Source organism: Kitasatospora sp. NPDC032757, assembly GCF_055579305.1.
On record NZ_JBVINN010000003.1, the window covers coordinates 411,321 to 437,974 of the forward strand.

Genomic DNA, 26,654 nt, shown 5'->3' on the forward strand with positions numbered 1-26,654 from the left:
CCCACTCGGTATTCCGGGTGGGGTTCATTGTTTTTCCTCTTCACTTATTTGTTCCTTATGTGCACGATTTTTGTGATTAGGGGCTCATCGGATGCCTATGGGCGATTCGGGACCTAGGACCTACCTTGGGATGAGTTGCCCCATGGGCGGCTCCCCCCGGCCCCGCACGCTAGGCACCCCCCCACATGCGCCGTAGCACCGCAGTGACCTCCCCCGCCCGTTCGTCCGCCGACCCCAAGGTCGACGGACGCCTTGCCGCCCTCGGCCGGTTCTGCTTCCGGCACCGGCGCTGGGTGCTCGGTTTCTGGGCGGTCGTCCTGGTCATAGGCGTGCTGATCGGCGGCCGGGTCTTCGCGGGTTCGGTGGCCGGCGCCTCCTCGGCCAGCTCCGAGGCCGACCGGGGCAGCGCGGTGGTCACCGCGGCCGACCCGGCCCGCGGCACCGTGACCGCCGTGGTGGACGGAAAGCCGGTGGACGACCAGGCCGTGCGGGCGGCCGTCACCCGGGCCACCGCCGAGATCGCCGCCCTGCCCGGTGTCTCCTCGGCCACCGACGCCTACGGCTCCGGCCCGGCCGGAGCCGCACTGCGCTCCGCCGACGGCAACGCGAGCCTGGTCTCCGTGCGGATGGCCGACACCAGCACCGACGCCCAGACCGCCGCCGTCACCCGGCGCCTCGCGGACATCGAGGCCGACGGTGCCCAGGTCAAGGTCGGCGGGGACATCGTGCTCCAGGACGAGGTCAAGAAACAGACCGAGAAGGACACCCGGTTCGGCGAGATCGTCACCCTGCCGCTGACCTTGATCGTCATGGTGCTGGTCTTCGGCGGCCTCGCCGCCGCGAGCCTGCCGGTGATCGGCGCCGTCGCCTCGGTGGGCGGTGCGCTGCTGGCCATGTTCGGCTTCAGCAAGATCATGGACATCGACACCAGCGTGCTGCCGATCGCCACCGTGCTGGGGCTCGGGCTCTCGATCGACTACGCGCTGCTGATGGTCAACCGCTTCCGGGAGGAGCGCGGCCACGGCGCGGGCATCGCCGCCGCCGTCGAGCGGACCGCCGCCACCGCCGGCCGGACCGTCGCCTTCTCCGGGCTGACCGTCGCCGTCGCCCTCTCCGGCCTCTTCGTCTTCACCAGCCCCGTGCTCGGCGCGGTCGCCGCCGCCGGCGTGAGCGTGGTGGTGATCGCGGTCGCGGCCGCGCTCACCCTCGTCCCGGCGCTGCTCGGCTTCGCCGGCAGCCGGATCAAGGCGCCCACCGCACCCGTGCCCGACGAGGGCTTCTTCAGCCGGACCGTCCGCCGGGTGCGCAAGCGTGCGGTGCCGGTAGCGCTCGCCTGTGTCGCCCTGCTGATGGCCGCCGGGGCGCCGTTCCTCCATGCCGACATGCGCAGCTCGGGCGCCGCCGTCCTGCCCGCCTCCTCGGCCGGCCGCCAGGTCGCCGACACGATCGACCAGCGTTTCCCGCTGGCCTCGCCGGCCCCGATCACCGTGGTGGTCGAGGGCGGCGCCCCGGTCGCCCAGGCCTATGCCGACGACGTGGTGGCCAAGCTGCCCGGCGTCAGCGGGGTCCGGGCGGTCACCCCGGTGAGCGACAAGGTCTCCACCATCGACGTCCTGGTGCACGGCGACCCGCAGGGCGGGCAGGCCAAGAAGGTGGTCGAGGAGCTGCGCGCCGACCGCGGCGGGCTCACCACCCACGTCACCGGCGGTGCGGCCTCGATCGTCGACTTCCGGCACGAACTGCTCACCCGGGGGCCGATCGCGCTCGGCCTGGTGGCGCTCGGCACGCTGGTGCTGCTCTTCCTGATGACCGGCTCGGTGGTGATGCCGGTCAAGGCCCTGCTGATGAACCTGCTCTCGCTGGGCGCCTCGCTCGGCGCGCTCACCCTGGTCTTCCAGGACGGCTACTTCAGCGGACTGCTCGGCTTCACCCCCACCGGCGGGCTGGAGACCTTCATCCCGGTGCTGGTCTTCGCCTTCGCGTTCGGGCTGTCGATGGACTACGAGGTCTTCCTGCTCGCCCGGATCAAGGAACTCCGGGACAAGGGCCACAGCTCTGCGAGGTCCGTGGAGCTGGGGGTGCAGCGCAGCGGGAAGATCATCACCTCGGCGGCACTGCTGATGGTGATCGTCTTCGCCGGTTTCGCCCTGGGCGACATGCTGATGGTCAAGCAGATGGGCATCGCGCTGGCCGTCGCGGTGGCCGTCGACGCGACGCTGGTCCGCTGCCTGCTCGTGCCCGCGGCGATGAGCCTCTTCGGCGAGTTCAACTGGTGGGCGCCGGGCCCGCTGCGCCGCCTGCACAACCGGTTCGGGCTGAGTGAGCACGTCGAGCTGCCGACCATCGAGCCGGCGGTGATCCCCGGCCAGCGCCCGGCGGCCAAGGAGCTCGTGGGCACGACGCCGTAGCGGGTCAGCGGGCGGGATCGGTGGCCGGCTGCCGCAGGAGGGCGAGGCGGCTGGCGGTGCGGTCGAGGTCGCGTTGCAGGGTGGAGCCGGCGGGGAGGCCGGCCATCGGGTCGGCGCCGATCAGGACCAGCCGCAGGTCGCGGTCGCAGCAGACGTCCACCAGGTTGGCGAAGCGCTGGCGGGCGTCGGGGGAGGCCTCGGTGAGCGGCGGGACGCCGTCGAGGACGAGGGTGGGGAAGCGGTCGGCCAGCGCGAGGTAGTCGGGCACGGCGGTGCGGCCCTCGCACAGCTCGGCGAAGCCGAACCAGACCAGGTCGTCGCGGACCGCCCGGGCCGGCAGCTCGTGGTGGTGCACGGCCACCGGGGCGGCCTCCTCCGCCCGGGGCGGGGTGAGCCCGGCCGCGGCCTCGTCGCCGGGGTGCAGGAGGGCGCCGAGCGAGAAGCCCTGGGTGCCCTCCGGCCGGGGCCGGCGCCGGAAGTCGACCGGCCCGGAGACGTCGATGACGTCCATCCGCTCCTCGATCAGCCGGATCGTCGGCTCGAAGAGGTGGTGGTACAGCGGGTCGGGCATCAGGCCGGCGGGCGGGTAGTTGGACGTGGTGACGAGGGTGATCCGCCGGTCCAGCAGGGTGCGGAAGAGCCGGGCGACCAGCATCGCGTCGCCCGCGTCATGGGCGTGGAACTCGTCGAAGACGAGGATGCGGCAGTCGCCGAGCAGCTCGTCCACGGCCCGGTCCACCGCGGCTCCGTCCGTGTGCGGGCCGTCGGTGTGACGGCTGCCGGTGTGGCGGCCCTCGGGGTGCGGGCCTGCGGTGTGGTGGGCGACGCCCTCGTGCAGCCGGCGGAAGAAGTCGTGGAAGTGCAGCCGCCGTTTGCGCGGGGTCGGCAGGCCGTCGAGGAAGGTGTCCACCAGCCAGCTCTTGCCGCGGCCGACCGGGCCCCAGAGGTAGAGGTGGCGCGGCGGGCGCCGCAGCCGCCAGGCCGGGTGGGCCAGCTCGTCGGCGAGCCGGCTGAGCCGCTCGACCGGCGGTTCCTGGGCGGGGTCGAGGGTGAACCCGCGCTGCTCGGCGGCGCGCAGGAAGTGCGCGCGCATCGACTCGTACTGTTTCCCCGCCCTGTTCGTCACGGCTCCGGACCCTAGCAGGGCGTCAGAACGTTCATGATCACGGGGAGTTGCCCGTGCGGGCAGGAGCTTTTGTCCGGGTGCTCAGTGCAGGCGCTGCAGCAGCCCGACGGCCGCGCGCAGGGTCTCCCGCTCCTGCGGGGTGAGGCGGGCCTCGATGGCGGTGGCGATCCGGGCCTCGCGGCGGGCGCGCTGCTCATGAAGGGCGGCGCGGCCGGCCTCGGTGGGGGTGACGAGGAGCTTGCGGCCGTCGGTGGCGTGCGGCTGCTGGGTGACCAGCCCGGCCTCGACCAGCAGGGCGACGGTGCGGGCCATCGACTGGTGCCGGACGCGCTGCTGGGTGGCCAGCTCGCTGACGGTGCAGGAGCGGCCGTCGCGGATCAGCAGGCCGAGGACGCCGGCCTGGTTCTGCGGCAGGGAGTCGCCCGGGCGCAGGGCCCGGACCAGCTCGCCGATGGCGGAGCGGAGGTCGGCGGCGAGTTCGAGGGTTTCCGGGTGCGGGGTCTGCGAGGGGTACGGGGTCTGCGAGGGGTGCGGGGTCTGCGAGGGGTGCGGGTTCTGCGAGGGGTGCGGGTTCTGGGGTGAGGGCGGGGTCTGGGGTGAGGGCGGGGTCTTCGGTGCGTCGCTGGTCATGGGAGAAGTTTAGCGGCTAGGTGTGCAGCAAAACTGTGCAGTCTTGCTGTATGTTCTGGAGTATGCGAATCACGAAGTTCGGACATGCCTGCGTACGCCTGGAGCACGACGGCACCACCGTCGTCGTCGACCCGGGAGTGTTCACCGACCCCGCCGCCCTCGCCGGCGCGGACGCGGTGCTGATCACCCACGAGCATTTCGACCACTTCGAGGAGGCCCGGCTGCGCGCCGCCCTGGAGGCCGACCCGGCGCTGCGGGTCTGGACCAACAGCGCGGTCGCCGGCCAACTGGACGGCGTGGCGCAGCGGGTGACGGTGGTCGGCGAGGGCGACGCCTTCGAGGTCGGCGGGATCGGCGTCTCCGTGCACGGCGAGTGGCACGCGGTGATCCACCCGGACATCCCGCTGGTGAAGAACATCGGCTTCCTCTTCGACGACCGGCTCTTCCACCCCGGCGACGCGCTCACCCTGCCGCCCCACCCGGTGGAGACGCTGCTGCTGCCGATCGCCGCGCCGTGGACCAAGGTCTCCGAGCTGATCGACTACGTCCGGGAGGCGGGCCCGCGGCAGGCGGTGCCGGTCCACGACGCGGTGCTCAGCCCGGCCGGCCTGGCCGTGCACACCCGCCTCGTCGGCCCCGGCGGCCCGGGCACGGGGGCGGAGCTGCGGACGCTCGGCGAGGGCGAGAGCCTCGACCTGGGCTGACCGGCGGGCCCGGGTCGACCGTCGGGGATCCGGGCTGACCGGCGGGCCCGGGCGCCGGTAGCCTGACGCCATGCTGAAGATCGGACTGACGGGCGGCATCGGTGCGGGCAAGAGCGAGGTGTCGCGGCTGTTCGCCGCCCATGGCGCGGTGCTCGTGGACTCGGATGTGATCGCCCGCGAGGTGGTCGCCCCCGGGACGGACGGGCTGAAGGCCGTGGTGGCCGAGTTCGGCCCTCAGGTGCTCCAGGCCGACGGATCGCTGGACCGCCCCGCGCTCGGCGCGATCGTCTTCGCCGACCCGGAGCGGCTGAAGGCGCTGAACGCCATCGTCCACCCCCTCGTCCGGGCCCGCTCCGCCGAGCTGGAGGCGGCGGCCGCCCCGGACGCGGTGGTGGTGCACGACGTCCCGCTGCTGGCCGAGAACGGGCTCGCCCCGCTCTTCGACCTGGTCGTGGTGGTCGATGCGGAGGACGACATCCGGATCGACCGGCTGGTCCGGCTGCGCGGCATGGCCGAGGAGGAGGCCCGGGCCCGGATGGCCGCGCAGGCCACCCGGGCCGACCGGCTGGCCGTCGCGGACCTCGTGATCGACAACAGCGGCCCGCTGGAGGCGCTGGCCCCCCGGGTCGCCGAGGTCTGGGGCGAGCTGAAGCGCCGCCAGGGCTGACCGGTTCTGGCCTGTGCAGGGGCGATCCGGAAGAGGATCATGGTCGGGTGACCGATCATCCTGCCTCCGCAGCGCCCACCGTGGTGCGCCTTGCCGACTACACCAAGGCCGACATCGAAGAGATCTTCGGCGTCGGCGACGACCACTTCGGCGTCGCGTACACCGGTCTGAGCTGGTTGCCCAAGGACATCCACTTCGGCATCCGTGAGGCGGACGGCCGCCTGGTCGCCCACGCCGGCCTCCTGCGGGTGCCGCTCACGGTGGGCGGCGTCGACCTGGATGCGATGGGCGTCGGCGGGGTGTCCGTCGCCGCCGACGTCCGGGGTCGCGGCCTGGCGCGCGCGGTGGTCGGCGCGGCCCTGGACCACGCGCGGACGCTCGGCCCGCGGTACGCGCTGCTGTTCTGCCGGCCGCAGGTGTCCGGGCTCTACCGGAAACTCGGATTCCGGGAATTGGCGGGGGACGTCCACGTGGAGCAGCCCGGTGGGCGGGTCGTGGTCATGCCGCTGCGGACCATGTGGACGCCGCTGCACGACGGTGCCGGCTGGCCGGAAGGGCCGGTGCGGCTGCGCTCGCTGCCGATGTGAGCCGGCGGCGGTCACTTCGCCCGGGCGGAGGCCCGATCACCGCGACGGCGTCGCGGGTGCCTCCTCGGTGGTGGTGCGACGGCTGGTCGCGTGCTCGACGGCGGCTGCCGCCAGTGCGCGGACGACCGGGTGGGCCTGGGTGCCGTCGCCGGCGAGCTCCGGCTGGAACAGCGTGGCGAGGAAGAACGGGTGGCCGGGGAGTTCGAGGACCCGCAGGTCGCCGTCGTCGTCCACGCCGCTGAACCGCAGCCCGTGCACGCGCAGGCGGTCCAGGTACGCGGAGTTGAGGCCGTACGCGCAGTGGTAGCGCTCCAGCGTGCGGGTCGTCCCGAGGACGCGTTCGGCGAGCGAGCCGGGGGCGATCTCCACGGCACCCTCGTGCCCGACCAGTGAGCAGCTGAGCGGCGCGATCACCAGGTCGTCCTCCTCGGGGTGGCTCTCGCCGTGCGCCGCGCCGCCGATCCCGCAGACGGTGCGCGCGTACTCCAGGACGGCGTGCTGGAAGCCGGCGCAGGTGCCGAGGAACGGGATGCCGCGTTCGCGGGCCGTCCGGACGGCGGCCACCGCGCCCGCCTCGCTGCGGTATGGGCTGCCGGGGAGCAGCCAGATCGCGTCGAAGTCGTCGAGGGCGGTGGCCGTCCCGGCGTCCTCGGTCGGGATCCATTAGGCGTCCAGCACGAGCTGGTCGCGGGTGGCGAGCGCGTCGAGCAGCCCGGGGATGCGGGCGTGCGAGCGGACGGCGGGGGAGCGGTCGCCGACGAGGGCGATGCGGGGGGCGGGGTAGGTCATGCGGCTATCCTGACCGCGCGTTGGGCATCAGCGCCAACGATGATTTCTGACCCGTCGATCAGAGGCTCTGATAACCGTGGATCCGCACCAGCTGCGCACCTTCGTCACCGTGGCCCGGCTGGGCTCCTTCTCCGAGGCGGCCCGCGAGCTCGGCTACACCCAGTCCGCCGTCTCCCAGCAGATCGCGGCCCTGGAGGCGGACCTCGGCGCCGGTCTGCTGGTGCGCCGCCCGGTCGGCCCGACGAAGGCCGGCGTGCGGCTGTTGGAGCACGCCGTCCCGCTGCTGCTGCGGCTTGACGCGGCGCGCGCCGACGTCGCGCGCCTGGCCGGCACCCCGAACACCCGCCTCCTGCTCGGCGCCACCCCGCTGGCGGTCGGCGCGGCGCTGGGGCGCGCGCTCGCCGAGGTGCGCCGGGCGTACCCGGGGGTGGACCTCACCGTTCGGGTGGTCGCCCAGGAGGCCCTGCCCGCCCTGGCCGCCACCGGTGAGGTGGACCTCGCCCTGATCGACGGCCTCGCCGCCCCCAGCGACCCGCTGCCGCTGCCGGACGTCGGCCCGCTCACCACCGTCGCCGTCGACGAGCAGCCGCTCGCCGTCGCCCTGTCCGCCGGTCACCCGTTGGCCGGCCACCCGGGCCTGGCCCTGGCCGACCTCTCCGCCGCCCGCTGGCTGGACGCCCCCGACATCGCTCCCGGCGCCGCCCGGCTGCGTGCCGCCACCGCCGTCGACGGCTTCCGGCCGGCCGCCCGGTACCTGGGCACGGACGTGCGCGGGCTGCTCGCCCTGGTCGCGGCCGGGCACGGGCCGGTCGTGCTGCCGGCCTCGGCGCTCGACGGTACGGTGGGCGTCGCCGGGGTGCCCGTGCGGGAGCCGCGGCTGGTCCACCGGACGGAGCTGGTGCACGGCAGCCTGCCCGAGGGGCCGGCGGCGCTGCTGGTGCGGCTGCTGCACGGCTGACGGCCCGGTGCCCTATCCGACGATCTCGGCGCCCTCGCAGCACGGCCCGTCGAGCTGGTAGCAGAGGTAGCGCAGGCACCCGAGGCAGATCTCGATGTTCTCCATCCGCCAGGTGTCGCCGTGGCAGGCGCAGACGGCGCGTTGGCGCAGCGTCATGTCCCAGCCGGAGCGGCCGCCGAGGGCGTCGTAGGCCTGCCCCAGGAAGGCCGATGTCGGCTCGCCGAGCTGCTCGCCCCGGCGTACGGCGTCCAACTGCCAGCAGTGGAGGGCGAAGAAGGCCCTGCCGTCCACCAGCCCGTCGGGGCTGCGGCCGCTTGCGTCCCAGGCCCGGGCCGCGGCCGCGACCCGTTCGGGGAACGGGAGGGTGCGGTCGAGGAGGAGGGAATTCCCTCCTGGTGCCGTGGAGTTCGGTATCCGGCCGGTCGTCATGGCGGCCCCCTTTCGGGGCTCACGGTAGGTCATCGCCCGTCTCGGGCGTCAATGCGGGGTGCCGGGCCGGCCCTCGGCCCTGCACCTCCGCGTCCCCCCCCGGTCGGGGGGTGCCGCCCGGGGCACCGCGGTATGTCCGCGGAGACCTCCGCTCAGACAGCGGCGCCCGGGCCGGCCGTGGCCTTCCCGGCGGCGACCAGGGCCCGGAGCGAGGTGCGCTGGGCGTAGGCCATCAGGGAGACGGTCAGGGTGGCCATCACGACCGCGAAAGCGGCGTGGCCGAGGGTCGAGGTGACGCCGAAGCCGATCGCACCGAGGGCCAGGTGGCTGCCGAGGCGCAGGCCGAGCAGGGCGATGGCGATGTTGCGGGTGCTCTTGCCCCGCCAGAGCAGCGCGGCGAGCTTCAGCCGCGAGCGCAGCACGGTGAGGGAGACCGTGATGTTGACGGCGATCAGCGCGATCAGGGCGGGCCAGGCGGCGGGGAAGGCGTGCAGCAGGTCGAAGGCGCCGGCGATGACCCCTTCGAAGCCGAAGTACCAGGTGGGGAGCCGGAGTTCCGCGACGGTGGGGACCGGCTCGGGGGCGGTGGTGACGGTGTCGCTGGTGGCGGTGGTGGTGTTCATGGTGTTTCCCCGGGTCGTGGCCGCTGCCCGGCCTGCGCCGGTGATCACACTATGGCGGGTCGGCGGCGACCGCCGGAAGGATCTGACCTCACGTCTGTCGTATGACGGACGTCACGGCGCCGCCGGGTGCGGCCGGGCTGCCGGCCGCGCCTACGCGCCGGGGCGCCGGAACAGCGCGCTGAGCAGCACGGGGATGCCGAAGAGCGGCGAGCCGGCCGGCTGCGGCTCCATCGGGCGGATCTCGACCTCGGTGAACTCCGAGAAGAGGTGGCGCAGTTCGTCCGGCGTGTAGGCGAGACCGCCCTCCAGCCGGCCGTTGCGGTAGAGCTCCTCGTCGGGCAGTTCGGAGCCCATCGCCCCGGCGGCGAACGCGTTGACGACGAGGTGGCCGCCGGGCGCGAGGACCCGGTCGAGAAGGGCGAGGTAGCTGATCCGGCGGTGCGGCGGCAGGTGGTGCAGGCAGCCCGAGTCGTACACCAGGTCGTACTGCCGGTGGGGGAGTTCGACGGCGAAGATGTTCCCGCAGTGGAACCGGACGTCGGCGCCGGCCTCGGCGGCCCGCTCCTGTGCCCAGGCGACCGCGGTGGGAGAGAGGTCGACGGCGTCCACCTCGAAGCCGAGCGAGGCGAGGTGGATGGCGTTGCGCCCCGGCCCGGTCCCGAGGTCCAGGACGCGGCCGGGCGCGGTGAGCAGGCCGCGGTCCAGGTAGGAGACGAGGTTCTCGTCGGGTTTGGGGACGAAGAACGGCCGCCCGGCGGAACGGTCCGCGTAGAACTGGTCCCACCAGCCGGCGGCCCGGTCCGTCCACCGGTCGGCCTCCGGGAGGAAGAGCCGGTCCAGCAGGCGCAGAACGTCTTCGGTGGTACGGATGTCGCGGTGCACGCACAGCCCCCTTCACGGGCGGACGCCGTTCCGTCCGCCGCTGTGAATTCTAGTGATCACGGGGCAGGAAATCCCTGGTCAGAAGTGGTGTCCGGCCCGCCCGCAGGCCCCCGCCCGGCCCCTTCCCGGCGCCGCCGGCCCCAACCCTCCGGGGGTGCCCCGTGCGTGGTCGCCGACCCCCGGGGAGGGCCGTCCAGGGGCCTTCTGGGGGCTCGGCGGCGACCGCCTTCCCGGCGGCCCGGATAACGCTTTCGCCACGGTGCGGGGCCGTGCCCGAAGGTGCGCCGCGGGAGGCCGGCCCGGGCGTGGCCCGGACGCTCCCGGCCCTCAGCTCCGCTCGAACAGCATCCGGAGCACCGACCGGGCCAGCTCCTCCACGTCGCCGTCCGCGCTCTCCGGGAGTGCGCCGCTCAGCCAGAGGCCGGCGAAGCCGTGGGCCAGTGACCAGGCGGCGATCGTCGTGGCGCGGTCGGCCTCCTCGCCGGGGGAGAGCTTGCGGGCGCTGGCCGCCAGGACGGCGCCCGCGCGCTTCTGCGCCGCCGCGAGGTCTGGGTCGTCCGCCCGGTACAGCTCCGGTCGGAACATCACCTCGAAGTAGGGGCGGTGGTCGACGGCGAACCGGACGTACGCCACGCCCGCGCCGTACGGATCGCCGGCCGCGCGCTCCAGGCTGTCCGCGAACTGCTCGAACCCCTCCGCGGCCACCGCGGTCAGCACCCCCGTCTTGTCCCCGAAGTGGTGCGCCGGCGCCGCGTGCGACACCCCCGCGCGCCGGGCCAGCTCGCGCAGGCTCCAGCCGGACGCGCCGGACTCGCCGATGGCCTCCAGGGCCGCGTCCAGGACGGCGCGCCTCAGGTTCCCGTGGTGATAAGTCGGCTGGTTGATCGGTCCCGCCTCCGCTCTCGGTCGTTCCTCCTGTCCGTCCACTCTATCTAGACATTGACAAGATGGCGCGCGTGTCCCAATCTTGCCAGTGACAAGATTGGAGGCCGGGATGGTCCCGCTCATCGCTCTCCTCGGCGGCTTCGCCGTTCTTCGCCTGCTCGGCATCGTCGCCGTGGACGCCCTCGACGCCTGGCAGCCCGCCCTGCGCGGCGGCCTCGCGCTGATGTTCGTCGCCACCGGCGTGCCGCACTTCATCGCCTCCTGGCGGCGCGACTTCGTCGCGATGATCCCGCCGGCGCTGCCCCGGCCCGACCTGCTGGTCACCCTCACCGGCGTCCTGGAACTGGCCGCCGCCGCCGGGCTGCTCGTCCCGCCGCTCGCGCCGTTCGCCGCGGCGGGGCTGGCCCTGCTCATGCTCGCGATGTTCCCGGCCAACGTGCACGCGGCCCGCAGCGGACTCACGCTCGCCGGAAAGCCCGTGACGCCGCTGCCCGCCCGGACCGCCCTCCAGGTGCTCTTCGTCGCGGCCGCCGTCGCCGCGGCCCTCTGAACGGGCCGGGCGGCCGCACGGTCCTCACCGCTCCCTCGCCCCGGTCGGGTCCGGTGGCGAGGGAGCGGTGGGAGCCGTCGTGCCTGTGGGGGCCGGAGTGCCCCGGGGGAGTGTCCAGGGGGGCGGGTGCGCCGGGGTGCCGGGGGGTGCCCGCCACCGGCGTTGCGCGGAGCGGGCGTTGGGCCGCACCGGCTCCGGTCCGGTGACTACAGTGGCCGGATGAGCGACCACCAGGTGAGCCTCCGTCCGATCTCCGAAGCCGACCTCGGGCCGCTCGAGCGGCTGCTCCTCGACCCCGGGGCGATCGGCGCGCTCCAGTGGTACGGCTGGTCCGACCCGGGCCGCCTGCGGCGGAAGTGGGCGGAGAACGGGCTGCTGGGGGCGGACCAGTCACAGCTCGCGGTGGAGTCCGGGGGCGGCCTGTGCGGGTTCGTCGCCTGGAGGGCGCGGGCGGTCGTGCCGGCGGCGCCCTACTGGAACATCGGCATCCAGCTCGTCCCGCAGGCGCGCGGCCGCGGCATCGGCACCGAGGCCCAACGCCTGCTGGTGGACTACCTGTTCGCGCACTCGCCGGTGGTCCGCCTGGAGGCCGACACCGAGACCGCGAACCGTGCCGAGCAGCGCGCCCTGGAGAAGTGCGGCTTCACCCGTGAGGGCGTCCAGCGCAGCCTGGTCTTCCGCGACGGCCAGTGGCGCGACATCGTCCGCTACAGCCTGCTGCGCGGGGACGCCCGCCCGCCGGCTGCGTCCGGCACGCCGTAGGGCGCCGGCCGTCAGCAGGCGCGGGGGGCCTCGGGGACCGGGCCGGGCTCGGGCCCGGTGGCGGGGTCGCGGGTGAGCAGGTAGCGGGCGCCGGAGCCGGCCGCGGCGGCGCGGTCGCCGGCGTTGTAGAGGGCGCAGCGGGTGAGGGAGAGGCAGCCGCAGCCGATGCAGCCGCTCAGTTTGGCCTTCAGGCGCTCGAGTTCGGCGATCTGCTCGTCGATGCGGCCCTGCCAGGACTCGGCGACACCGGCCCACTCGGCGCCGCTGGGGGCGGGGCGCTCGGGCAGGCGGTCCAGGGCGACCTTGGCCTCGTCGAGGGAGAGCCCGACCCGCTGGGCGGCCCGTACGAAGGCGACCCGGCGCAGGATGCCGCGGGTGTAGCGGCGCTGGCCGCCGGTGGTGCGGGCGGCGTGGATGAGACCGAGCTTCTCGTAGTAGCGCAGGGCGGAGGTGGCGAGGCCGCTGCGGTCGGAGAGTTGGCCGATGGTGAGCAGGTCGTGCCGGCTCGGTCCGGCGGAGGTCTCGGGTGCGGTCATGGGGTCAATGTACCGGCTTGACTTCAAGTCGACTTCAACGTGCAGCATCGTGGCCATGACGACGAACACCCGTACCGAAGTCACCTTCGCGGACCTCCCGGGCCTGATGAGCCTGATGACCGGCGACGAGAAGCACGGCCCTGCCGCCACCTCCACGCTGGACGCCCTCTGGGTGCTCTACGACCGGGTGCTGCGGGTCACCCCGGCCACCGCCGAGGAGCAGGACCGTGACCGCTTCCTGCTCTCCAAGGGCCACGGCCCGATGGCCTATTACGCCGTACTCGCGGCCAAGGGCTTCCTCGACCCGGCGGTGCTCTCCAGCTTCGGCGCCTACGACTCGCCGCTCGGCCACCACCCGGACCGCACGCTGGTGCCCGGCGTGGAGATCGGCTCGGGCTCGCTGGGGCACGGCCTGCCGCTGGCGGTCGGCACCGCGCTCGGGCTGCGCGCCCAGGGGCTCGCCGACCCGGCGGTCTGGGTGCTGGTCGGGGACGCCGAGTTCGACGAGGGCTCCAACCACGAGGCGGTCGCCTTCGCCGGCGCGTCCGGACTGGACCGGCTGCACGTCGTCGTCATCGACAACTCCTCGGCCACGCACGGCTGGCAGGGCGGCATCGCGGCGCGCTTCGCCGCCGAGGGCTGGTCGGCCGAGACGGTGGACGGGCGTGACCACGAGGCGCTGTACGCGGCGTTCGCCGCCGCACACCCGGGCCGGCCGCGCGCCGTGGTCGCTCGCGTCGAGCCCAAGAACTCCTGACGGCCGCCCGAGAACGCCTGACAACCTCCGAAGGACAAGGGACCAGACCGATGGACACCATGCGCGAGCGCTTCCTCGACGTGACCACCCGCATGCTGGACGACGACCCCCGGCTGGCCGTCGTGCTGGCCGACATCAGCGCGTCCGGCTTCGCGCCCGCCGCCGAGCGCCACCCCGACCGGGTGATCAACGTCGGGATCCGCGAGCAGCTGCTGATCGGCGCCGCCGGCGGCCTGGCGCTCACCGGGATGCGGCCGATCGCCCACACCTTCGCCAGCTTCCTGATCGAACGCCCCTTCGAGCAGATCAAGTTGGACCTCGTCCACCAGGGCGTCGGCGCCGTCCTGGTGAGCGCCGCCGGCTCGTACGACTGGCCGTCCGGGGGCCGCACCCACATGTCGCCGGGTGACGTCGCACTGCTGGACACCCTGCCGGACTGGACGGTCCACGTGCCCGGCCACCCGGACGAGGCCGAGCGGCTGCTGCGCCACGCCGTGGCGGACGGCGACCGCAACGTGTACGTGCGGCTCTCCGTGCACCAGAACGCCGCCGCGGTGCCGGTCGAACCGGGCCGGTTCACCACCGTGCGCACGGGGGCCAAGGGCGTGGTGCTGGCGGTCGGCCCGATGCTCGACGCCGTGCTGGCGGCCACCGAGAACCTGGACGTCACGGTCCTGTACGCGGCCACCGTGCGGCCGTTCGACGCGGCCGGGCTGCGCGAGGCCGCCGGCGGGCGGGCGGACGTGGTGCTCGTCGAGCCGTACCTGGCCGGGACCTCCGCCAACGAGGCGCACGCCGCGCTGAGCGACCGGCCGCACCGGGTGCTGGGCCTCGGCGTGCCGCGCGAGGAGCACCGGCACTACGGCTCGATCCCCGAGCACCTGGCCGCCTACGGTCTGGACGCGGCCTCGCTGCGGGAGCGGATCGCCACCTTCCTCTGGTGAGCCGCGCGCGTCAGACCCGGACGATCGCGACCGAGTGGGCCTCCAGCTCCGCCGCCGCACCGTCCAGGACGCACGGCCCGAAGGACGCCACCACCTCCCGCCCCTTCGCCCCCAGCGGCAGCCCGGCGGCGGAGCCGGACAGGTTGACCGCCACCCGGTACGGCCCCCGGTACACCACCAGCCACCGGGCCGCCTCGTCGTGGACGACCCTGACGGCCGAGAGGTCCGGGTCGGTCAGCTCCGGCCGTTCGCGTCGCAGCCGGATCAACGTCCGGTACCAGGCGAGTAGTTCGGCGTGCGGGGCGCGCCTCGGCTCGGTCCAGTCGAGGACAGAGCGCAGTACGGTGGCCGGCTCCTGGGGGTCCGGCACCTCCTCCGCCTGCCAGCCGTGCTCGGTGAACTCCCGCCGCCGGCCCTGCCGGACGGCCTCGGCGAGGCCCGGGTCGGTGTGGTCGGTGAAGTACTGCCAGGGTGTGGTCGCGCCCCACTCCTCGCCCATGAACAGCATCGGGGTGAACGGCGAGGTGAGCACGAGCGCCGCCCCGCAGGCGAGTCGGCCGGGGTCCAGGCTCGCCGAGAGCCGGTCGCCGAGCGCCCGGTTGCCGATCTGGTCGTGGGTCTGGAGGTAGCCGAGCAGCCGGTGGCCGTGGGCGGGCGGGAACGGGCGGCCGTGGCTGCGGCCGCGGAACGAGGACCAGCCGCCGTCGTGGAAGAAGCCGCGGGTGAGCGCCTTGGCGACCGCCGACAGCGGTGCGACCGCGAAGTCGCCGTAGTAGCCCTGGGATTCGCCGGTGAGCGCGGTGTGCAGCGCATGGTGGAAGTCGTCGCTCCACTGGGCGGCGAGGCCCTGGCCGCCCGCCTCGCGCGGGGCGGTGGTGCGGGGCGAGTTGACGTCGGACTCGGCGACCAGGAACAGCGGCCGGTTGGTGGCGGTCGCCAACTTCTCGACCTCGGTGGCGAGTTCCTCCAGGAAGTGGACGGCGCGGTCGTCGGCGAGGGCGTGTACCGCGTCCAGCCGCAGTCCGTCGATCCGGTAGTCGCGCAGCCAGGCCAGTGCGCTGCCGGCCAGGTAGGCGCGCACCTCGTCCGAGCCGGGCGCGTCCAGGTTGATCGCCGAGCCCCACGGGGTGTGGTGCCGGTCGGTGAAGTACGGGCCGTACGCGGGCAGGTAGTTGCCGGACGGCCCGAGGTGGTTGTGCACCACGTCCAGGATGACGCCGAGGCCCTTGCGGTGCGCGGCGTCGACGAAGCGCTTGAGCCCCTCCGGCCCGCCGTAGGGCTCGTGGACGGCCCAGAGCGAGACGCCGTCGTACCCCCAGCCGTGCCGGCCGGGGAACGGGCAGACCGGCAGCAGCTCGACGAAGTCCACGCCCAACTCGACCAGGTGGTCGAGGTGGTGGGCGGCGGCGTCGAAGGTGCCGCCGGCGGTGAAGGTGCCGATGTGCAGCTCGTACAGGACGGCGCCGGGCAGCGGACGGCCGCGCCAGCCGGTCCGCGACCAGCGGAACGCGGCGTGGTCGACGGCCCGGCTGGGCCCGTCCGGGCCGTGCGGCTGCCGGGGCGAGCGCGGGTCGGGCAATGCCGGGCCGCCGTCCAGCCGGAACGCGTAGTCCCCGGCGGGCGCCTCGCCGCGCCACCACCCGGCCCTCGCCCCGTCCCGGGCCAGCGGGTGGCGGGCGCCGCCGACCTCCACCTCGACCAGCTGGGCCGCCGCCGGCGCCCACACCTCGTACGTCCGCAGCTCCGGCAGAGTCACGCGTCGCCCTTCCTGGTCTTCCCGGTCTTCCTGGTCAGCAGCGCCACCGGGGAGGCGGCCAGCAGGTCGGCCACCGGTACCGTGCCCGCCGCGAACCGGCGCCCGGTAAGTTCGTCCGTCCACCCGCCGCCGGCCGGCAGCTCCACGGCGGTGTCGTGCCAGCCGCCGGCCCGCTCCAGGCCGTACGGCAGCCGGGTGACCGCCGTGACCACGTCGTCCCCGCGGGCGAAGGCGAGCAGGTGGTCGCGGGAGTGGCCGCCGGCGGTCAGCGGGCGGTAGGCGCCCAGCGGGCGGGCCCGGCGCAGGTGGAGGGCGGCCGCGGTGAGGTGCAGCTTCTCCCGGGCCAGGTCGCCCGGGCGGGGCGTGGCCGAGTCGGTCAGCCGGACGGCGAGCGCGCCGAGGTCCACCACACCCCGGTTGTCCGGGTCGACGAGGGTGTGGAGCGGCTCCTCGCTGCCCTGGTAGAGGTCGGGCACGCCGGGCACGGTGAGGTGCAGCAGGGCGGCGGCGAGGGTGTTGGACCGGGCGTACGGCGCGAGCGTCCGGACGTACCCCTCGATCCGGGGGAGCAGACCGGGGTTGCCGTACACCGCGTGGGCGCGTTCGGTCAGGGCCTGTTCGTAGCCGCTGTCCGGGGACGTCCACGAGGTGCGCAGCTTGGCCTCGCGGGCCGCCTTGAGCAGCGCGGTGACCAGCCGCTCGGGGGTGATCGGCCAGGCCGCGACCAGGGTCTGCCAGAGCAGCCAGTCACCGTCCCGGTCGCCGTCGGGGCCGGCGGCGGTGGACCAGGCGGCGGCCTCGGCGGCCCAGGCGTCCGGCTGCTCGGCGAGGACGGCGAGGCGGGCGCGGGCGTCGGCGCTGCGCTTGGTGTCGTGGGTGGAGAGCACCGTCATGGTGGCCGGCCAGTGGCGTTCGACGTAGTGGCACCAGGCGTGGAAGTCCTCCGGGAGCAGGCCCGGCCTGGCCGGCTCGCCGCCGACCTCGTTCAGGCTCAGCAGGGCGTTCCAGCGGTAGAAGGCGGTGTCCTCGACGCCCTTGGCGGCCACGGCGGCGGCGGTCTGGGCGAAGCGCACGCAGAACTCGTCCTTCTCGGGGCCGGTGCCGAGCCGCCCGAGGGCCAGCTCCGCGACCAGCCGGTCGGACGGGTCGGCGGAGCCGTCGAGCGCGGCCCGCAGCTGCTCCGCCGAGACCGCCGGCACGGGCTCGCCGGGCCTGGCGTACGGCCGGTACGCCGGGTAGCCGGTGAGCACCCGCTGCAGGGCGTCGCGCAGCTGCCAGGGTGCGTGGTCCGCGTGCGCGGGCTCGGCGGCGCCGATCCGGACGGCGAGCCGGACCAGCCGCTCGACCTCGGCGGCGAGCTCGCCCCGGGGCCCGGTCATGTCGGCCCGCCCGCGCCGGGCGGCCGCGACGGCCGGGTGCGGGTCGGCGCAGGGCTCGCCCGCGGGTGCGGCGCCGCCGAGGAAGTGCTCGTAGCGCCCGGCCAGCCGGGCGGCGCCGGCGTGGTCGGTGAGCACGCCGTCGATCCGGCGCAGCGCGTCGTACCCGGTGGTGCCCGCGCACGGCCAGTCGGCGGGCAGGCGTTCGTCGCCGGTGAGGATCTTCTCCACCACCGTGTACGCGCCGCCGGTGGCCTCGGCGAGCCGCCGAAGGTAGCCGCGCGGGTCGGCGAGGCCGTCGGGGTGGTCGATCCGGAACCCGTCGAGGACCCCGTCGCGGTGCAGCCGCAGCAGCACGTCGTGGGTGGCCTCGAACACCTCGGGGATCTCGACCCGGACGGCGATCAGCTCGTTGACGGTGAAGAAGCGCCGGTAGTTCAGCTCGGTGCGGGCCAGCCGCCACCAGGCGAGCCGGTACCACTGCCGGGCGAGCAGCTCCGCGAGCGGCAGGCCCTCGGTGCCGGCCCGTAGCGGGAGGGTGTGGTCGTGGTAGCGGAGCACCGCCCCGGGGCCGCCGGCGGGCGCCCCCGTGCCGTCCACGGTCAGCTCACCGGAGGAGAGCACCGCGCCGAGCCGGTCGCCGAGCAGCGGCAGCAGCACCCGTCCGCGTTCCGGGGCGTCCGTCGGCCCCGGCTGGGCCGCCCAGTCGATGTCGAACCAGCGCGCGTACGGCGAGTCGGGGCCGTCCCGCAGCACGTGCCAGAGCGGCTGGTTGAGCTGTTCGGGGACGGGGACGGCCATGTGGTTGGGCACCACGTCGGCGATCAGCCGCAGGCCGTGCCGGTGGGCCTCGGCGGCCAGCGCGCGCAGCGCGGGCTCACCGCCGAGCTGCTCGCTGATCCGGCCGTGGTCGACGGTGTCGTACCCGTGGGTGGAGCCGGGGGCGGCCTCCAGCAGCGGGGAGAGGTGCAGGTGCGAGACGCCGAGGGCGGCGAGGTAGGGCACGCCGGCGGCAGCGTCGCGGAGGGTGAAGCCGGGCTGGAGCTGGAGCCGGTAGCTGGCCGACGGTGGTGGGGGCGGGGGAGTAGCGGCCGGGCGGGGCTGCGCGGGCTCGGCGGCGGAGGTCATGTGTCCATGAGTACCCGCGCGAGCCCGCCGCCAAGACCCGTTGCTGATCCGAACAGGTGAACCCACGCCTCAGGCGGGCCGCTGGAGGACCATCAGTGAGCGGTCGGTGAGCCAGAGGGCGTCGCCGGCCTTGACCCGGGGGCCGGTGCCGGGGGCGGGCAGCCTGGGCTGGGCGGTGTCGACCACGACCTGCCACTCCTGCCCGTGGTCGGCCGGGACGGTGAACTCCAGCGGCTCGAAGTGGGCGTTGAACATCAGCAGGAAGGAGTCGTCGATGATCCGCCCGCCGCGCCGGTCCGGCTCGGAGATGGCGTAGCCGTTGAGGAAGACGGTGAGCGACTTGGCGTAGCTCGCGCCCCAGTTGCGCTTGGTCATCTCCTCCCCGCTGGGGGTGAACCAGGCGATGTCGGTGAGGTCCTCGTAGCTGCCGGCTGCCGGACGGCCGGGGACGGGGCGACTGGAGACCGGGCGGCCGTGGAAGAAGCGGCGGCGCCGGAAGACGGGGTGGTCGCGGCGGAGCCAGATCATGCCCTGGGTGAACTCCAGCAGCCGCGCCTCGGGCCCGTCCTCCTCGGGCCAGTGCACCCAGGTGAGTTCGTTGTCCTGGCAGTAGGCGTTGTTGTTGCCGTGCTGGGTGCGGCCGAGTTCGTCGCCGTGCGAGAGCATCGGCACGCCCTGGGAGAGCATCAAGGTGGCGATCAGGTTGCGTTGTTGGCGGGCGCGCAGCTCCTCGACGGCCGGGTCGGTGCCGGGGCCCTCGGTGCCGCAGTTCCAGGAGCGGTTGAACGATTCGCCGTCCCGGTTGTCCTCGCCGTTGGCGTCGTTGTGCTTCTCGTTGTACGAGACGAGGTCGCGCAGGGTGAAGCCGTCGTGGCAGGTGACGAAGTTGATGGAGGCGATGGGCCGGCGGCCGTCGTCCTGGTAGAGGTCGGAGGAGCCGGTGAGCCGGGAGCCGAACTCGGCGAGCGTGGCGTTCTCGCCGCGCCACAGGTCGCGGACGGTGTCCCGGTACATGCCGTTCCACTCCGTCCACAGCGGCGGGAAGTTGCCCACCTGGTAGCCGCCCTCGCCGAGGTCCCAGGGTTCGGCGATCAGCTTGGCCTGGGAGACCACCGGGTCCTGCTGGACGAGGTCGAAGAACGAGGAGAGCCGGTCGACCTCGTGGAACTGCCGGGCCAGGGTGGCGGCGAGGTCGAAGCGGAAGCCGTCCACGTGCATCTCGGTGACCCAGTAGCGCAGCGAGTCCATGATCAGCTGGAGCACGTGCGGGCTGCGCATCAGCAGGCTGTTGCCGGTGCCGGTGGTGTCCTCGTAGAACCGCTGGTCCTGGGCGAGCCGGTAGTAGGAGACGTTGTCCAGGCCGCGCAGCGAGAGGGTGGGGCCGAGGTGGTTCCCCTCGGCGGTGTGGTTGTAGACGACGTCCAGGATGACCTCGATGCCGGCCGCGTGCAGTGCCTTGACCATCGACTTGAACTCCTGCACCTGCTGGCCCCGGTCCCCGGTGGAGGAGTAGGAGGAGTGCGGGGCGAAGAAGCCGATGGTGTTGTAACCCCAGTAGTTGGCGAGGCCGAGATCGCGCAGCCGGTGGTCGCGGACGAACTGGTGCACCGGCATCAGCTCGATCGCGGTGACGCCGAGCTTGGCCAGGTGCTCGATCACCGCGGGGTGGGCGAGGCCGGCATAGGTGCCCCGGATCTCCTCGGGGATGCCGGGGTGGAGTCTGGTGAGGCCTTTCACGTGGGCCTCGTAGACGACGGTGCGGTGGTAGTCGGTGCGCGGCGGCCGGTCGGTGCCCCAGTCGAAGTACGGGTTGATCACCACCGAGTGCATGGTGTGCGGGGCGGAGTCCAGGTCGTTGCGGCGCTCGGGGGCGCCGAAGTGGTAGCCGTAGACCGACTCGTCCCAGTCGATGGTGCCGCTCATCGCCTTGGCGTACGGGTCCAGGAGCAGCTTGGCGCTGTTGTGCCGTTGGCCGAGGCCCGGGTTGTAGGGGCCGTGGACACGGAATCCGTACCGCTGGCCGGGCTGGATGCCGGGCAGGTAGGCGTGCCGGACGAAGGCGTCCGTCTCGCGCAGCTCGACGGCCGTCTCCGAACCGTCCTCGTCGAGCAGGCAGAGCTCGATCCGGTCGGCGCTCTCCGAGAACACCGCGAAGTTGGTGCCGGCGCCGTCGTAGGTGGCGCCGAGGGGGTAGGGCTTCCCTGGCCAGACCTGCATGAGTCCTCAACTTCCTTGCGCTGAAGAGAAGCTGACAGATAGTCCGACAATCAGGCCGGACCCCGGCGCTCTCTTCCCGGCGGGGTGGCCGGCATGTGCGGCGGTCGCGCACCGTGACGTACGGCACAGTCCGCATACTCCCCGACGCTTTCCCCGACAGCGGGGCCATTCGGCGTGTGTTCGCCCGAAGGGGTGTCCGGCGGGTGTCCGGCGGGTGTCCGGTGGACGGTCGGTGGGCGGTCGGAGCGGCGCGGCGGGCCCCGGGGGCGGCGGTGCGCGGAGCGGCGTCCGGGGCGGGTGGGGCGGGTGGTGCGGCCGGGGCCTCCGGCTTTCCCGTCCGCCGACCGGCTGCGGTCGGCTCGCGGCGGGCAGTACCCTTGATCGTCCGGCCGCCCCCGCGCTCGTGGCGATTCATCAGAAGGACCGGCGGGGGCCTTCGGGACCGGCGGGGCCTTCGGGGCCGGCAGACGAAGCAGACGACGTAGCAGCTCCATCAGGAACCAGGTGAGGTGGCGCATGGTGTTCCCCGCCGGCGGCCGTGGCGGTGGGCCCGGCGGCCCCGACCGGGGCGGCGCCCGCAGCGAGGCCCCGACCGTCGTCATGCGCCCCACCCTGACCGGCCGGGCGCTGGTGCCCGCCCAGAGCGGCCCGGTCGAGATACCCGCCCTCGCCTGGTCCGGCGCCGAGTGGGAGGACGCCTACCAGCGGGTCCGGCTGGCCGGGCGCGCGTACGTCTGGCTCAACCTGGTCGAACAGCGGCTGCGCGCCCTCGTCGACGAGGTGCTGTACCCCATCTACGCGCCCGCCCACGGCGAGGACTGGGTCACCGCCGCGGCCGGCCCCGCCGGCGAGGAGTGGGCCCACCGGGCCGGCGCCGTCCGCGAGGTCAGCCGGCGCAAGGGCTACCTGCTCGACCCCGCCGACGACGACCCGCTGGTCTTCCTCACCCTGCCCCAGCTGCGCGAGCTGATGGTCCAGCACTGGCCCTGCTTCGAGCCGTACCTCGCCGACCGCCGCGACATCGAGCTCGCCCTCGACGAACTGGAGGTCGCCCGGCACGTCGTCTCCCGCAACCGCGTCCTCACCCAGACCGTCCTCGCCCAGACCGAACGCGCCGCCGCCCGGCTGCTCGCCCTGCTGGACGGCGGCTCCGGCGGCGTCCCCGCCGACGTGGTCGAGTCGCTGGTGGCCGGCCGGTACGCGGACGTGGTCGCGGTGCACGCCGACCGGGTCCGGCTCCAGCGCGACCTCCCGGTCGAGGACCTGCTGGACGGCGCCCGTCGGCTCGACGCGCTCGGCATCGGCCTCGGCATGCTCTGCCAGAACTACACCGGCAAGCGCCTCGTCCGGCTCGCCACCGACGGCTGCCGGGTCCGGCTGCTCTTCCTCAACCCGGCCAGCAGCGCCGTCCGCCGCCGGGAGCGCGAACTCGGCCTCGGGCGCGGCGAACTGGCCCGCTCGATCGAGATGAACATCATGCACGTCCGCCGGGTCCGCGCCCGGCTGCGCGACCAGGGCGGCTTCGAGATCCGGGTCTTCGACGAGACCCCGCGCTTCACCGCCTACCTGGTCGAGGGCCCGCGCCCGGCCGGCCCGACCGGCGGCCCCCGCCGGCAGACCCGCGACCTCGGCGTCGTCCAGCCCTACCTGCGCCGGGCCCGCGGCATGGAGTCGCCCGCCCTGGTGCTGCGCGGTGGCGCCGGCCAGCAGCCGGGCGGCACGGACGCCGGGCTGCTGGAGGTCTACCGCGAGGAGTTCGAGGGGATCTGGGGGGACTCCCGGCCGGTCTCCTGACACCCGCCGGCCGCCGCGGCGGGGCGGGCGCGGCGGGGCGGGGCGGCCGGAAAACCACCCGGATGAACAGCGCCCCCGCCCGGACCCTGCGGCCCGCCGAGACCACCGGCGTCGACCCCGTCGCCGGACTGCGCGCCGAGGTCATGCTCCCCGACCTCGAACGGCTCGGCCGCTGCGACGGGCGACGGGTGCGTCAGCGGCTGCGGGACTCCTTCTCCACCCGGTGGACGCCGACCGGGCCGCAGCCCCGGGCCGCCGACGAGGGCCTCGCCTAGCTAGGCCGCCGACGAGGCCCTCGCCTAGGCCGGACGGATGGCAACCCGCGGGTATTCGGCCGATGGGCGGTCAGCCGGGGCGCGCGGGCGGGGCGGGGGCGCGAGGGGCTTGCTAGCGTCGATTTCATGATCAGCAGGCCAGGTCCCGGTACCTCTGGGGCCTGTGGGCCCGTGATCGCCCTCCCGCAGCCGACGAGCCCCGCTCCGGCATGCCCGCGCCTGCCCCCGACCCGGAAGGCCGACCGATGAACAGCCCGGACCGCCCCGGCGCCTCGCGCCGCAGCTTCGTGCGCACCGCCCTCGGCGCAGGCACCGCCGGGGCGCTCGCCCTCGGCACCGCCCGCCCCGCCGCCGCCGCTCCCGCCGCGTCGCGTCCGGCCGCCGGGTGGATCCCGTTCCACGGCGTCCACCAGGCCGGCATCACCAACCCGCCGCCCGGCTACGGCAGCTTCGTCGCCCTCGACGTCCAGGCCGCCGACCGGGCGGCGCTGGAGACGCTGCTGCACACCCTCACCGACCGGATCCGCTTCCTCACCGCCGGCGGCACCCCGCCCGACCTCGGCCCCGTCGCCGCGCCCGCCGACAGCGGCACCCTCGGCCCCGGCGCCCTGCCCGCCGACGACCTCACCGTCACCGTCGCCGTCGGCGCCTCGCTCTTCGACGCCCGCTACGGCCTCGCCGCCGTCAAGCCCGGGCGCCTCACCCCGATGCGCGACTTCCCGGGCGACGCCCTGCGCCCCGCCGAGACCCACGGCGACCTCTCGCTCCAGATCTGCGCCGAGAGCCGTGACACCGTCCAGCACGCCCTGCGCGACCTGCTGCGCGCCACCAAGGGGGCGGTCCGCCCGCGCTGGCAGCTGGACGGATTCCAGAACCGCGCCCGCCCCACCGGCGCCGCCCGCAACCCGCTCGGCTTCAAGGACGGCATCGCGAACCCCGACACCGAGTCGGCCGCGCAGATGGACGAGCTGGTCTGGGTCGGCGAGGGCGGCGGTGAACCGCGCTGGGCGGTCGGCGGCAGCTACCAGGTGGTGCGGGCGATCCGCACCCTGGTCGCGCCCTGGGACGAGGCGGCCCTGAAGGACCAGGAACGGATCATCGGCCGCCGCAAGGCCGACGGCGCCCCGCTCGGCCGCGGCAACGAGACCGACGCCCCCGACTACGGCCACGACCCCGACGGTGCCGTCATCGCCCTCGACTCCCACATCCGGCTCGCCAACCCGCGCACCGACGCCACCCGCGACAGCCGCATCCTGCGCCGCGCCTTCACCTACGACCGCGGCCTCGACGAGCACGGCGAGCCCGAGCTGGGCCTCGCCTTCTGCTGCTACCAGCAGGACGTGGCCCGCCAGTTCGAGGCCGTCCAGACCCGGCTCGCGGGCGAGCCGCTGGCCCGCTTCCTGCGGCCCACCGGCGGGGGCTACTTCTACGTCCTGCCCGGCGTCCGGGACGACGCCGACTGGCTCGGCCGGAGCCTGCTCACCGGGGCCTGAACCGGGCCGGCCGGCTGCGTCCGCCCGCCCCAGCGACCGCGTTGTCGGTGGGGCGGGCGATGATAGGGGCTGTTTCGACGAGCAGGACGGAAGGACACACCCCTATGAGCTGGTGGCAGCAGCCACTGGTCGGCTTCGACCTGGAGACCACGGGCACCGACCCGGCCGTGGACCGCATCGTCACGGCCGCCCTCGTGGACACCCTCGGAGCCCGCCGGCTGAGCGCCACCGACTGGCTGCTCGACCCGGGCGTCCCGATCCCCGCGGAGGCCGCGGCGATCCACGGCATCGGCGACGACGTCGCCCGCAGCAAGGGCCGCCCGGCCAAGGAGGCGGTGGACGAGATAGCCGCGGCCCTCTGCGAGCGGCTCGCCGCCGGCCGCCCCGTCGTCGCCTTCAACGCCCCCTTCGACCTCTCGCTGCTCGACGCCGAGCTGCACCGGCACGGCCTGGCCCCGCTCGCCGAGCGCCTCGGCGGGCCGGTCACGCCGGTGCTCGACGCCCTGGTCATCGACCGGGCCGTCGACAAGTACCGCAAGGGCTCGCGCACCCTCCAGCGGGTCTGCGAGGTCTACGGCGTCGAGCTGACCGACGCCCACGAGGCCGGCAGCGACGCCCTCGCCGCCGTCCGGGTCGCCGTCGCCCTCGCCGAGCGCTACCCCACCGAGGTCGGCGCCGTCCCCCTCGCCGACCTCCACGCCCGCCAGATCGGCTGGTACCGCGACTGGGCGGAGGGGCTCCAGGCCTGGCTGCGGCGCGGCAAGGACCCGCAGGCCGTCATCGATCCGCGCTGGCCGCTGCGCTGAGCCCTGTCCGGTTCGGGGGCGTGCCCCGGGTGGTGTGCCCCGGGTGGTGGTGGACCGGCGGACGGCCGGTCAGCAGAGTACGTAGATGCAGTAGTGCCCGCTGCTCTCCGCGAAGCAGTAGGTCGCGCCGATCTCGGTGATTTCGATGTCGTTGCAGCCGGACCGGCTGCAGGCGCTGCAGGACCGGGCGGCCGCGCTGGGCCCGGCCGCCCACCACCTGGTGGAGGTCGAGTGGCCGGAGCTCTACCGCAGGGCCGAGGGGCGGGGCGTCGAGCAGGTCCGGCGCGAGGACGGGGGAGGCCGGCATCCGGTGCGCGACGGCGCCGCGCGGATGCCGGGCGGGGCCCCTGCGGCGGTCAACTCCGGCCGGCCGCACGGGATGCGTCGGACGAACCGGTCAGCTCGCCGGGAAGTCGACGTGGTAGCCCTGGACGACCAGCCAGGGCAGCAGCTGCTTCAGCGCGGCGACGGTCTGGCTGCGGTCGCCGCCGCCGTCGTGCATCAGGACCACGCCGCCGGGCCTGAGTTGGCTCTTCACGGTGGAGACGATCGACGCGACGCCGGGGCGGGACCAGTCGCGCGGGTCGACGGACCAGCCGAGGGGGCGCAGGCCGAGGTCGGCGGCGATCCGCTGGTTGTCCGCGGTGAACCCGCCGCCGGGGGCGCGGAACCAGGTGACCTTGGTGCCCGGGCCCCCGGCCTGGACGATCATGTCCTTGCCCTTGGAGATCTCGTACACGGCCCGGTCGTGCGAGAGCGCGGCGAACGGCTGCGGGTGGTCGACGGTGTGGTCGCAGAGCCGGTGGCCGCCGGCGACGATCCGCTTGACCAACGCCGGGTTGGCGGAGGCCTGTTGGCCGACCAGGCAGAACGTCGCCCGCACGCCGTACTGGGCGAGCAGGTCGAGGACCGGGCCGGTGGCGGGGCCGGGGCCGTCGTCGAAGGTGAGGGCGACCGTCCGGCCGCCGGAGGCCGTGGAGCTGACCACCGAGGTGGACACCCCGCTCGCGGGCGGCGGGGGCGGGGCCGGCGTCGTGGTGGGCGGACGGGTGGCCGGCGGGCTGGCCGGAGCGTGCGTCGGGCCCTGCGCGGGGCTCTGCGCCGGAGCGTGCGTCGGCGGCTTGGAGGTGCTCGGCGGCGGGGGCTTGGGCGCGGTCGGCTTCGGTGTGCCCGGTGTGTCGGGTGTGCCTGGCGTGCCGGGTGCGCTCGGCGCGGCCGGCGTGGAGGAGGACGGCCCGGGCGAGGTGGGGCCGCCGGGGGAGGAGGCCGGGGCGGCGGGAGAGGAAGCCGAGGGCGCCGGGGTGACCGGACCCGACGCGGTGACGCTCGGCTGTGGCTGGAGCGCGCCGTTGGCGGTGCCGCAGGCGGTCAGGCCCAGGGCGGCGGCCACCGCGATGCAGCCCGCGACCAGCGGTCGGCGGCGGTGACGGGCGGACGACGAGGCGCGCTGCGAGGTGGCGTGTTCGGGCATGTCTGCGGCTCCTCGGGTGCGGAGGTGATCCCGATCCCCTGGGTCAGGCCGTTTCAGGCTGACTGTCAGATAGGACGCCGATCCGACCACGTCCGGTTGCG

General features: G+C 74.5%; 24 protein-coding genes and 1 pseudogene. 13 read left to right on the plus strand and 12 right to left on the minus strand.

Annotated features, from left to right (window positions below):
- The first annotated feature begins 185 nt into the window (after positions 1–185).
- On the plus strand, positions 186–2,408 hold the full coding sequence (locus ACZ5WK_RS07360; protein WP_465545823.1) for an MMPL family transporter: 2,223 nt from the start codon (positions 186–188) through the stop codon (positions 2,406–2,408).
- A 4-nt stretch (positions 2,409–2,412) separates the two neighbouring features.
- Here the strand turns inward: ACZ5WK_RS07360 and zapE are convergent, their stop codons facing one another.
- Positions 2,413–3,534: a cell division protein ZapE gene (gene zapE, locus ACZ5WK_RS07365; RefSeq protein ID WP_465545825.1), complete on the minus strand. Its 1,122-nt coding sequence runs from the start codon at positions 3,532–3,534 to the stop codon at positions 2,413–2,415.
- An 81-nt stretch (positions 3,535–3,615) separates the two neighbouring features.
- Positions 3,616–4,164 (minus strand): MarR family winged helix-turn-helix transcriptional regulator, encoded by a 549-nt coding sequence (locus ACZ5WK_RS07370; RefSeq protein WP_465545827.1) that lies wholly within the window; start codon positions 4,162–4,164, stop codon positions 3,616–3,618.
- 62 nt (positions 4,165–4,226) lie between these two features.
- On the opposite strand from ACZ5WK_RS07370, the gene ACZ5WK_RS07375 reads away from it, so the two are divergent.
- From ACZ5WK_RS07375 to ACZ5WK_RS07385, 3 genes are all read left to right on the plus strand, one after another.
- Positions 4,227–4,868, plus strand: a complete 642-nt coding sequence (locus ACZ5WK_RS07375; RefSeq protein ID WP_465545829.1) for an MBL fold metallo-hydrolase — start codon at positions 4,227–4,229, stop codon at positions 4,866–4,868.
- A gap of 70 nt (positions 4,869–4,938) precedes the next feature.
- Complete coding sequence (coaE, locus tag ACZ5WK_RS07380; protein ID WP_405359536.1) at positions 4,939–5,535, plus strand: dephospho-CoA kinase; 597 nt, start codon at positions 4,939–4,941, stop codon at positions 5,533–5,535.
- A 47-nt stretch (positions 5,536–5,582) separates the two neighbouring features.
- A complete protein-coding gene (locus ACZ5WK_RS07385; RefSeq protein WP_465545831.1) occupies positions 5,583–6,122 on the plus strand; it encodes a GNAT family N-acetyltransferase in 540 nt (179 codons plus the stop codon).
- A 36-nt stretch (positions 6,123–6,158) separates the two neighbouring features.
- Here the strand turns inward: ACZ5WK_RS07385 and ACZ5WK_RS07390 are convergent.
- Positions 6,159–6,911: pseudogene (locus ACZ5WK_RS07390) on the minus strand (CTP synthase C-terminal region-related (seleno)protein).
- Positions 6,912–6,987: 76 nt separating this feature from the next.
- Between ACZ5WK_RS07390 and ACZ5WK_RS07395 the strand changes: the two are divergent.
- Positions 6,988–7,869: a LysR family transcriptional regulator gene (locus tag ACZ5WK_RS07395; protein ID WP_465545833.1), complete on the plus strand. Its 882-nt coding sequence runs from the start codon at positions 6,988–6,990 to the stop codon at positions 7,867–7,869.
- A 12-nt stretch (positions 7,870–7,881) separates the two neighbouring features.
- Here ACZ5WK_RS07395 and ACZ5WK_RS07400 read toward each other — a convergent pair whose 3' ends face one another.
- The 4 genes from ACZ5WK_RS07400 to ACZ5WK_RS07415 form a co-directional block, all read right to left on the minus strand.
- Complete coding sequence (locus tag ACZ5WK_RS07400) at positions 7,882–8,298, minus strand: hypothetical protein (protein WP_465545835.1); 417 nt, start codon at positions 8,296–8,298, stop codon at positions 7,882–7,884.
- A gap of 152 nt (positions 8,299–8,450) precedes the next feature.
- Complete coding sequence (locus ACZ5WK_RS07405) at positions 8,451–8,921, minus strand: hypothetical protein (protein ID WP_465545837.1); 471 nt, start codon at positions 8,919–8,921, stop codon at positions 8,451–8,453.
- A 150-nt stretch (positions 8,922–9,071) separates the two neighbouring features.
- On the minus strand, positions 9,072–9,803 hold the full coding sequence (locus tag ACZ5WK_RS07410; protein WP_465545839.1) for a class I SAM-dependent methyltransferase: 732 nt from the start codon (positions 9,801–9,803) through the stop codon (positions 9,072–9,074).
- A gap of 327 nt (positions 9,804–10,130) precedes the next feature.
- Positions 10,131–10,730 (minus strand): TetR/AcrR family transcriptional regulator, encoded by a 600-nt coding sequence (locus ACZ5WK_RS07415; protein ID WP_465545841.1) that lies wholly within the window; start codon positions 10,728–10,730, stop codon positions 10,131–10,133.
- A 67-nt stretch (positions 10,731–10,797) separates the two neighbouring features.
- Between ACZ5WK_RS07415 and ACZ5WK_RS07420 the strand changes: the two genes are divergently transcribed.
- Together ACZ5WK_RS07420 and ACZ5WK_RS07425 are read left to right on the plus strand one after the other, a co-directional pair.
- Positions 10,798–11,238: a DoxX family protein gene (locus ACZ5WK_RS07420; RefSeq protein WP_465545843.1), complete on the plus strand. Its 441-nt coding sequence runs from the start codon at positions 10,798–10,800 to the stop codon at positions 11,236–11,238.
- Positions 11,239–11,457: 219 nt separating this feature from the next.
- Positions 11,458–12,000: a GNAT family N-acetyltransferase gene (locus ACZ5WK_RS07425; RefSeq protein ID WP_465545845.1), complete on the plus strand. Its 543-nt coding sequence runs from the start codon at positions 11,458–11,460 to the stop codon at positions 11,998–12,000.
- An 11-nt stretch (positions 12,001–12,011) separates the two neighbouring features.
- Here ACZ5WK_RS07425 and soxR read toward each other — a convergent pair whose 3' ends face one another.
- Positions 12,012–12,536, minus strand: coding sequence for a redox-sensitive transcriptional activator SoxR (gene soxR, locus ACZ5WK_RS07430; protein WP_465545847.1), 525 nt, complete (start codon positions 12,534–12,536; stop codon positions 12,012–12,014).
- Between the two features lie 55 nt (positions 12,537–12,591).
- Between soxR and ACZ5WK_RS07435 the strand changes: the two genes are divergently transcribed.
- Positions 12,592–13,293: a thiamine pyrophosphate-dependent enzyme gene (locus ACZ5WK_RS07435; protein ID WP_465545849.1), complete on the plus strand. Its 702-nt coding sequence runs from the start codon at positions 12,592–12,594 to the stop codon at positions 13,291–13,293.
- A 50-nt stretch (positions 13,294–13,343) separates the two neighbouring features.
- The gene (locus tag ACZ5WK_RS07440) at positions 13,344–14,237 is read left to right on the plus strand and encodes a transketolase family protein (protein ID WP_396319268.1); all 894 of its coding nucleotides are present in this window, start codon (positions 13,344–13,346) and stop codon (positions 14,235–14,237) included.
- A 10-nt stretch (positions 14,238–14,247) separates the two neighbouring features.
- On the opposite strand, the gene treZ is transcribed toward ACZ5WK_RS07440, so the two are convergent.
- The 3 genes from treZ to glgX all read right to left on the minus strand — a co-directional run bounded on the left by treZ (position 14,248) and on the right by glgX (position 20,714).
- A complete protein-coding gene (treZ, locus tag ACZ5WK_RS07445) occupies positions 14,248–15,993 on the minus strand; it encodes a malto-oligosyltrehalose trehalohydrolase (RefSeq protein WP_465545851.1) in 1,746 nt (581 codons plus the stop codon).
- Positions 15,990–18,497 (minus strand): malto-oligosyltrehalose synthase, encoded by a 2,508-nt coding sequence (gene treY, locus ACZ5WK_RS07450; RefSeq protein WP_465545853.1) that lies wholly within the window; start codon positions 18,495–18,497, stop codon positions 15,990–15,992. Before treY ends, treZ begins: the two co-directional genes overlap by 4 nt.
- 69 nt (positions 18,498–18,566) lie before the next feature.
- Complete coding sequence (gene glgX, locus ACZ5WK_RS07455) at positions 18,567–20,714, minus strand: glycogen debranching protein GlgX (protein WP_396319265.1); 2,148 nt, start codon at positions 20,712–20,714, stop codon at positions 18,567–18,569.
- Between the two features lie 516 nt (positions 20,715–21,230).
- Here glgX and ACZ5WK_RS07460 point away from each other — a divergent pair.
- From ACZ5WK_RS07460 to ACZ5WK_RS07475, 4 genes are all read left to right on the plus strand, one after another.
- Entirely contained in the window at positions 21,231–22,508 is a 1,278-nt protein-coding gene (locus ACZ5WK_RS07460) for an SAV2148 family HEPN domain-containing protein (RefSeq protein WP_396319264.1), read from the plus strand.
- A 62-nt stretch (positions 22,509–22,570) separates the two neighbouring features.
- Positions 22,571–22,783 carry a hypothetical protein gene (locus ACZ5WK_RS07465; protein WP_465545856.1) on the plus strand — a complete coding sequence of 71 codons (213 nt, stop codon included), beginning with the start codon at positions 22,571–22,573 and terminating at the stop codon, positions 22,781–22,783.
- 245 nt (positions 22,784–23,028) lie between these two features.
- Positions 23,029–24,276: a Dyp-type peroxidase gene (locus ACZ5WK_RS07470; RefSeq protein ID WP_465545858.1), complete on the plus strand. Its 1,248-nt coding sequence runs from the start codon at positions 23,029–23,031 to the stop codon at positions 24,274–24,276.
- 104 nt (positions 24,277–24,380) lie between these two features.
- Positions 24,381–25,082 (plus strand): exonuclease domain-containing protein, encoded by a 702-nt coding sequence (locus ACZ5WK_RS07475; protein WP_465545860.1) that lies wholly within the window; start codon positions 24,381–24,383, stop codon positions 25,080–25,082.
- A gap of 397 nt (positions 25,083–25,479) precedes the next feature.
- Here the strand turns inward: ACZ5WK_RS07475 and ACZ5WK_RS07480 are convergent, their stop codons facing one another.
- Positions 25,480–26,553 carry a polysaccharide deacetylase family protein gene (locus ACZ5WK_RS07480; RefSeq protein WP_465545862.1) on the minus strand — a complete coding sequence of 358 codons (1,074 nt, stop codon included), beginning with the start codon at positions 26,551–26,553 and terminating at the stop codon, positions 25,480–25,482.
- Positions 26,554–26,654 lie beyond the last annotated feature (101 nt).

What these genes read in the sequence shown, in the direction of transcription:
- ACZ5WK_RS07370 (WP_465545827.1), bottom strand. Translation starts at nt 4,164, where the DNA reads ATGACCAGCGACGCACCGAAGACCCCGCCCTCACCCCAGACCCCGCCC.
- ACZ5WK_RS07440 (WP_396319268.1), top strand. Translation starts at nt 13,344, where the DNA reads ATGGACACCATGCGCGAGCGCTTCCTCGACGTGACCACCCGCATGCTG.
- ACZ5WK_RS07470 (WP_465545858.1), top strand. Translation starts at nt 23,029, where the DNA reads ATGAACAGCCCGGACCGCCCCGGCGCCTCGCGCCGCAGCTTCGTGCGC.
- ACZ5WK_RS07420 (WP_465545843.1), top strand. Translation starts at nt 10,798, where the DNA reads ATGGTCCCGCTCATCGCTCTCCTCGGCGGCTTCGCCGTTCTTCGCCTG.
- soxR (WP_465545847.1), bottom strand. Translation starts at nt 12,536, where the DNA reads ATGACCGCACCCGAGACCTCCGCCGGACCGAGCCGGCACGACCTGCTC.
- ACZ5WK_RS07375 (WP_465545829.1), top strand. Translation starts at nt 4,227, where the DNA reads ATGCGAATCACGAAGTTCGGACATGCCTGCGTACGCCTGGAGCACGAC.
- ACZ5WK_RS07400 (WP_465545835.1), bottom strand. Translation starts at nt 8,298, where the DNA reads ATGACGACCGGCCGGATACCGAACTCCACGGCACCAGGAGGGAATTCC.
- coaE (WP_405359536.1), top strand. Translation starts at nt 4,939, where the DNA reads ATGCTGAAGATCGGACTGACGGGCGGCATCGGTGCGGGCAAGAGCGAG.
- ACZ5WK_RS07360 (WP_465545823.1), top strand. Translation starts at nt 186, where the DNA reads ATGCGCCGTAGCACCGCAGTGACCTCCCCCGCCCGTTCGTCCGCCGAC.
- ACZ5WK_RS07475 (WP_465545860.1), top strand. Translation starts at nt 24,381, where the DNA reads ATGAGCTGGTGGCAGCAGCCACTGGTCGGCTTCGACCTGGAGACCACG.
- treY (WP_465545853.1), bottom strand. Translation starts at nt 18,497, where the DNA reads ATGACCTCCGCCGCCGAGCCCGCGCAGCCCCGCCCGGCCGCTACTCCC.
- ACZ5WK_RS07480 (WP_465545862.1), bottom strand. Translation starts at nt 26,553, where the DNA reads ATGCCCGAACACGCCACCTCGCAGCGCGCCTCGTCGTCCGCCCGTCAC.
- ACZ5WK_RS07465 (WP_465545856.1), top strand. Translation starts at nt 22,571, where the DNA reads ATGAACAGCGCCCCCGCCCGGACCCTGCGGCCCGCCGAGACCACCGGC.
- ACZ5WK_RS07460 (WP_396319264.1), top strand. Translation starts at nt 21,231, where the DNA reads ATGGTGTTCCCCGCCGGCGGCCGTGGCGGTGGGCCCGGCGGCCCCGAC.
- glgX (WP_396319265.1), bottom strand. Translation starts at nt 20,714, where the DNA reads ATGCAGGTCTGGCCAGGGAAGCCCTACCCCCTCGGCGCCACCTACGAC.
- ACZ5WK_RS07435 (WP_465545849.1), top strand. Translation starts at nt 12,592, where the DNA reads ATGACGACGAACACCCGTACCGAAGTCACCTTCGCGGACCTCCCGGGC.
- ACZ5WK_RS07425 (WP_465545845.1), top strand. Translation starts at nt 11,458, where the DNA reads ATGAGCGACCACCAGGTGAGCCTCCGTCCGATCTCCGAAGCCGACCTC.
- ACZ5WK_RS07405 (WP_465545837.1), bottom strand. Translation starts at nt 8,921, where the DNA reads ATGAACACCACCACCGCCACCAGCGACACCGTCACCACCGCCCCCGAG.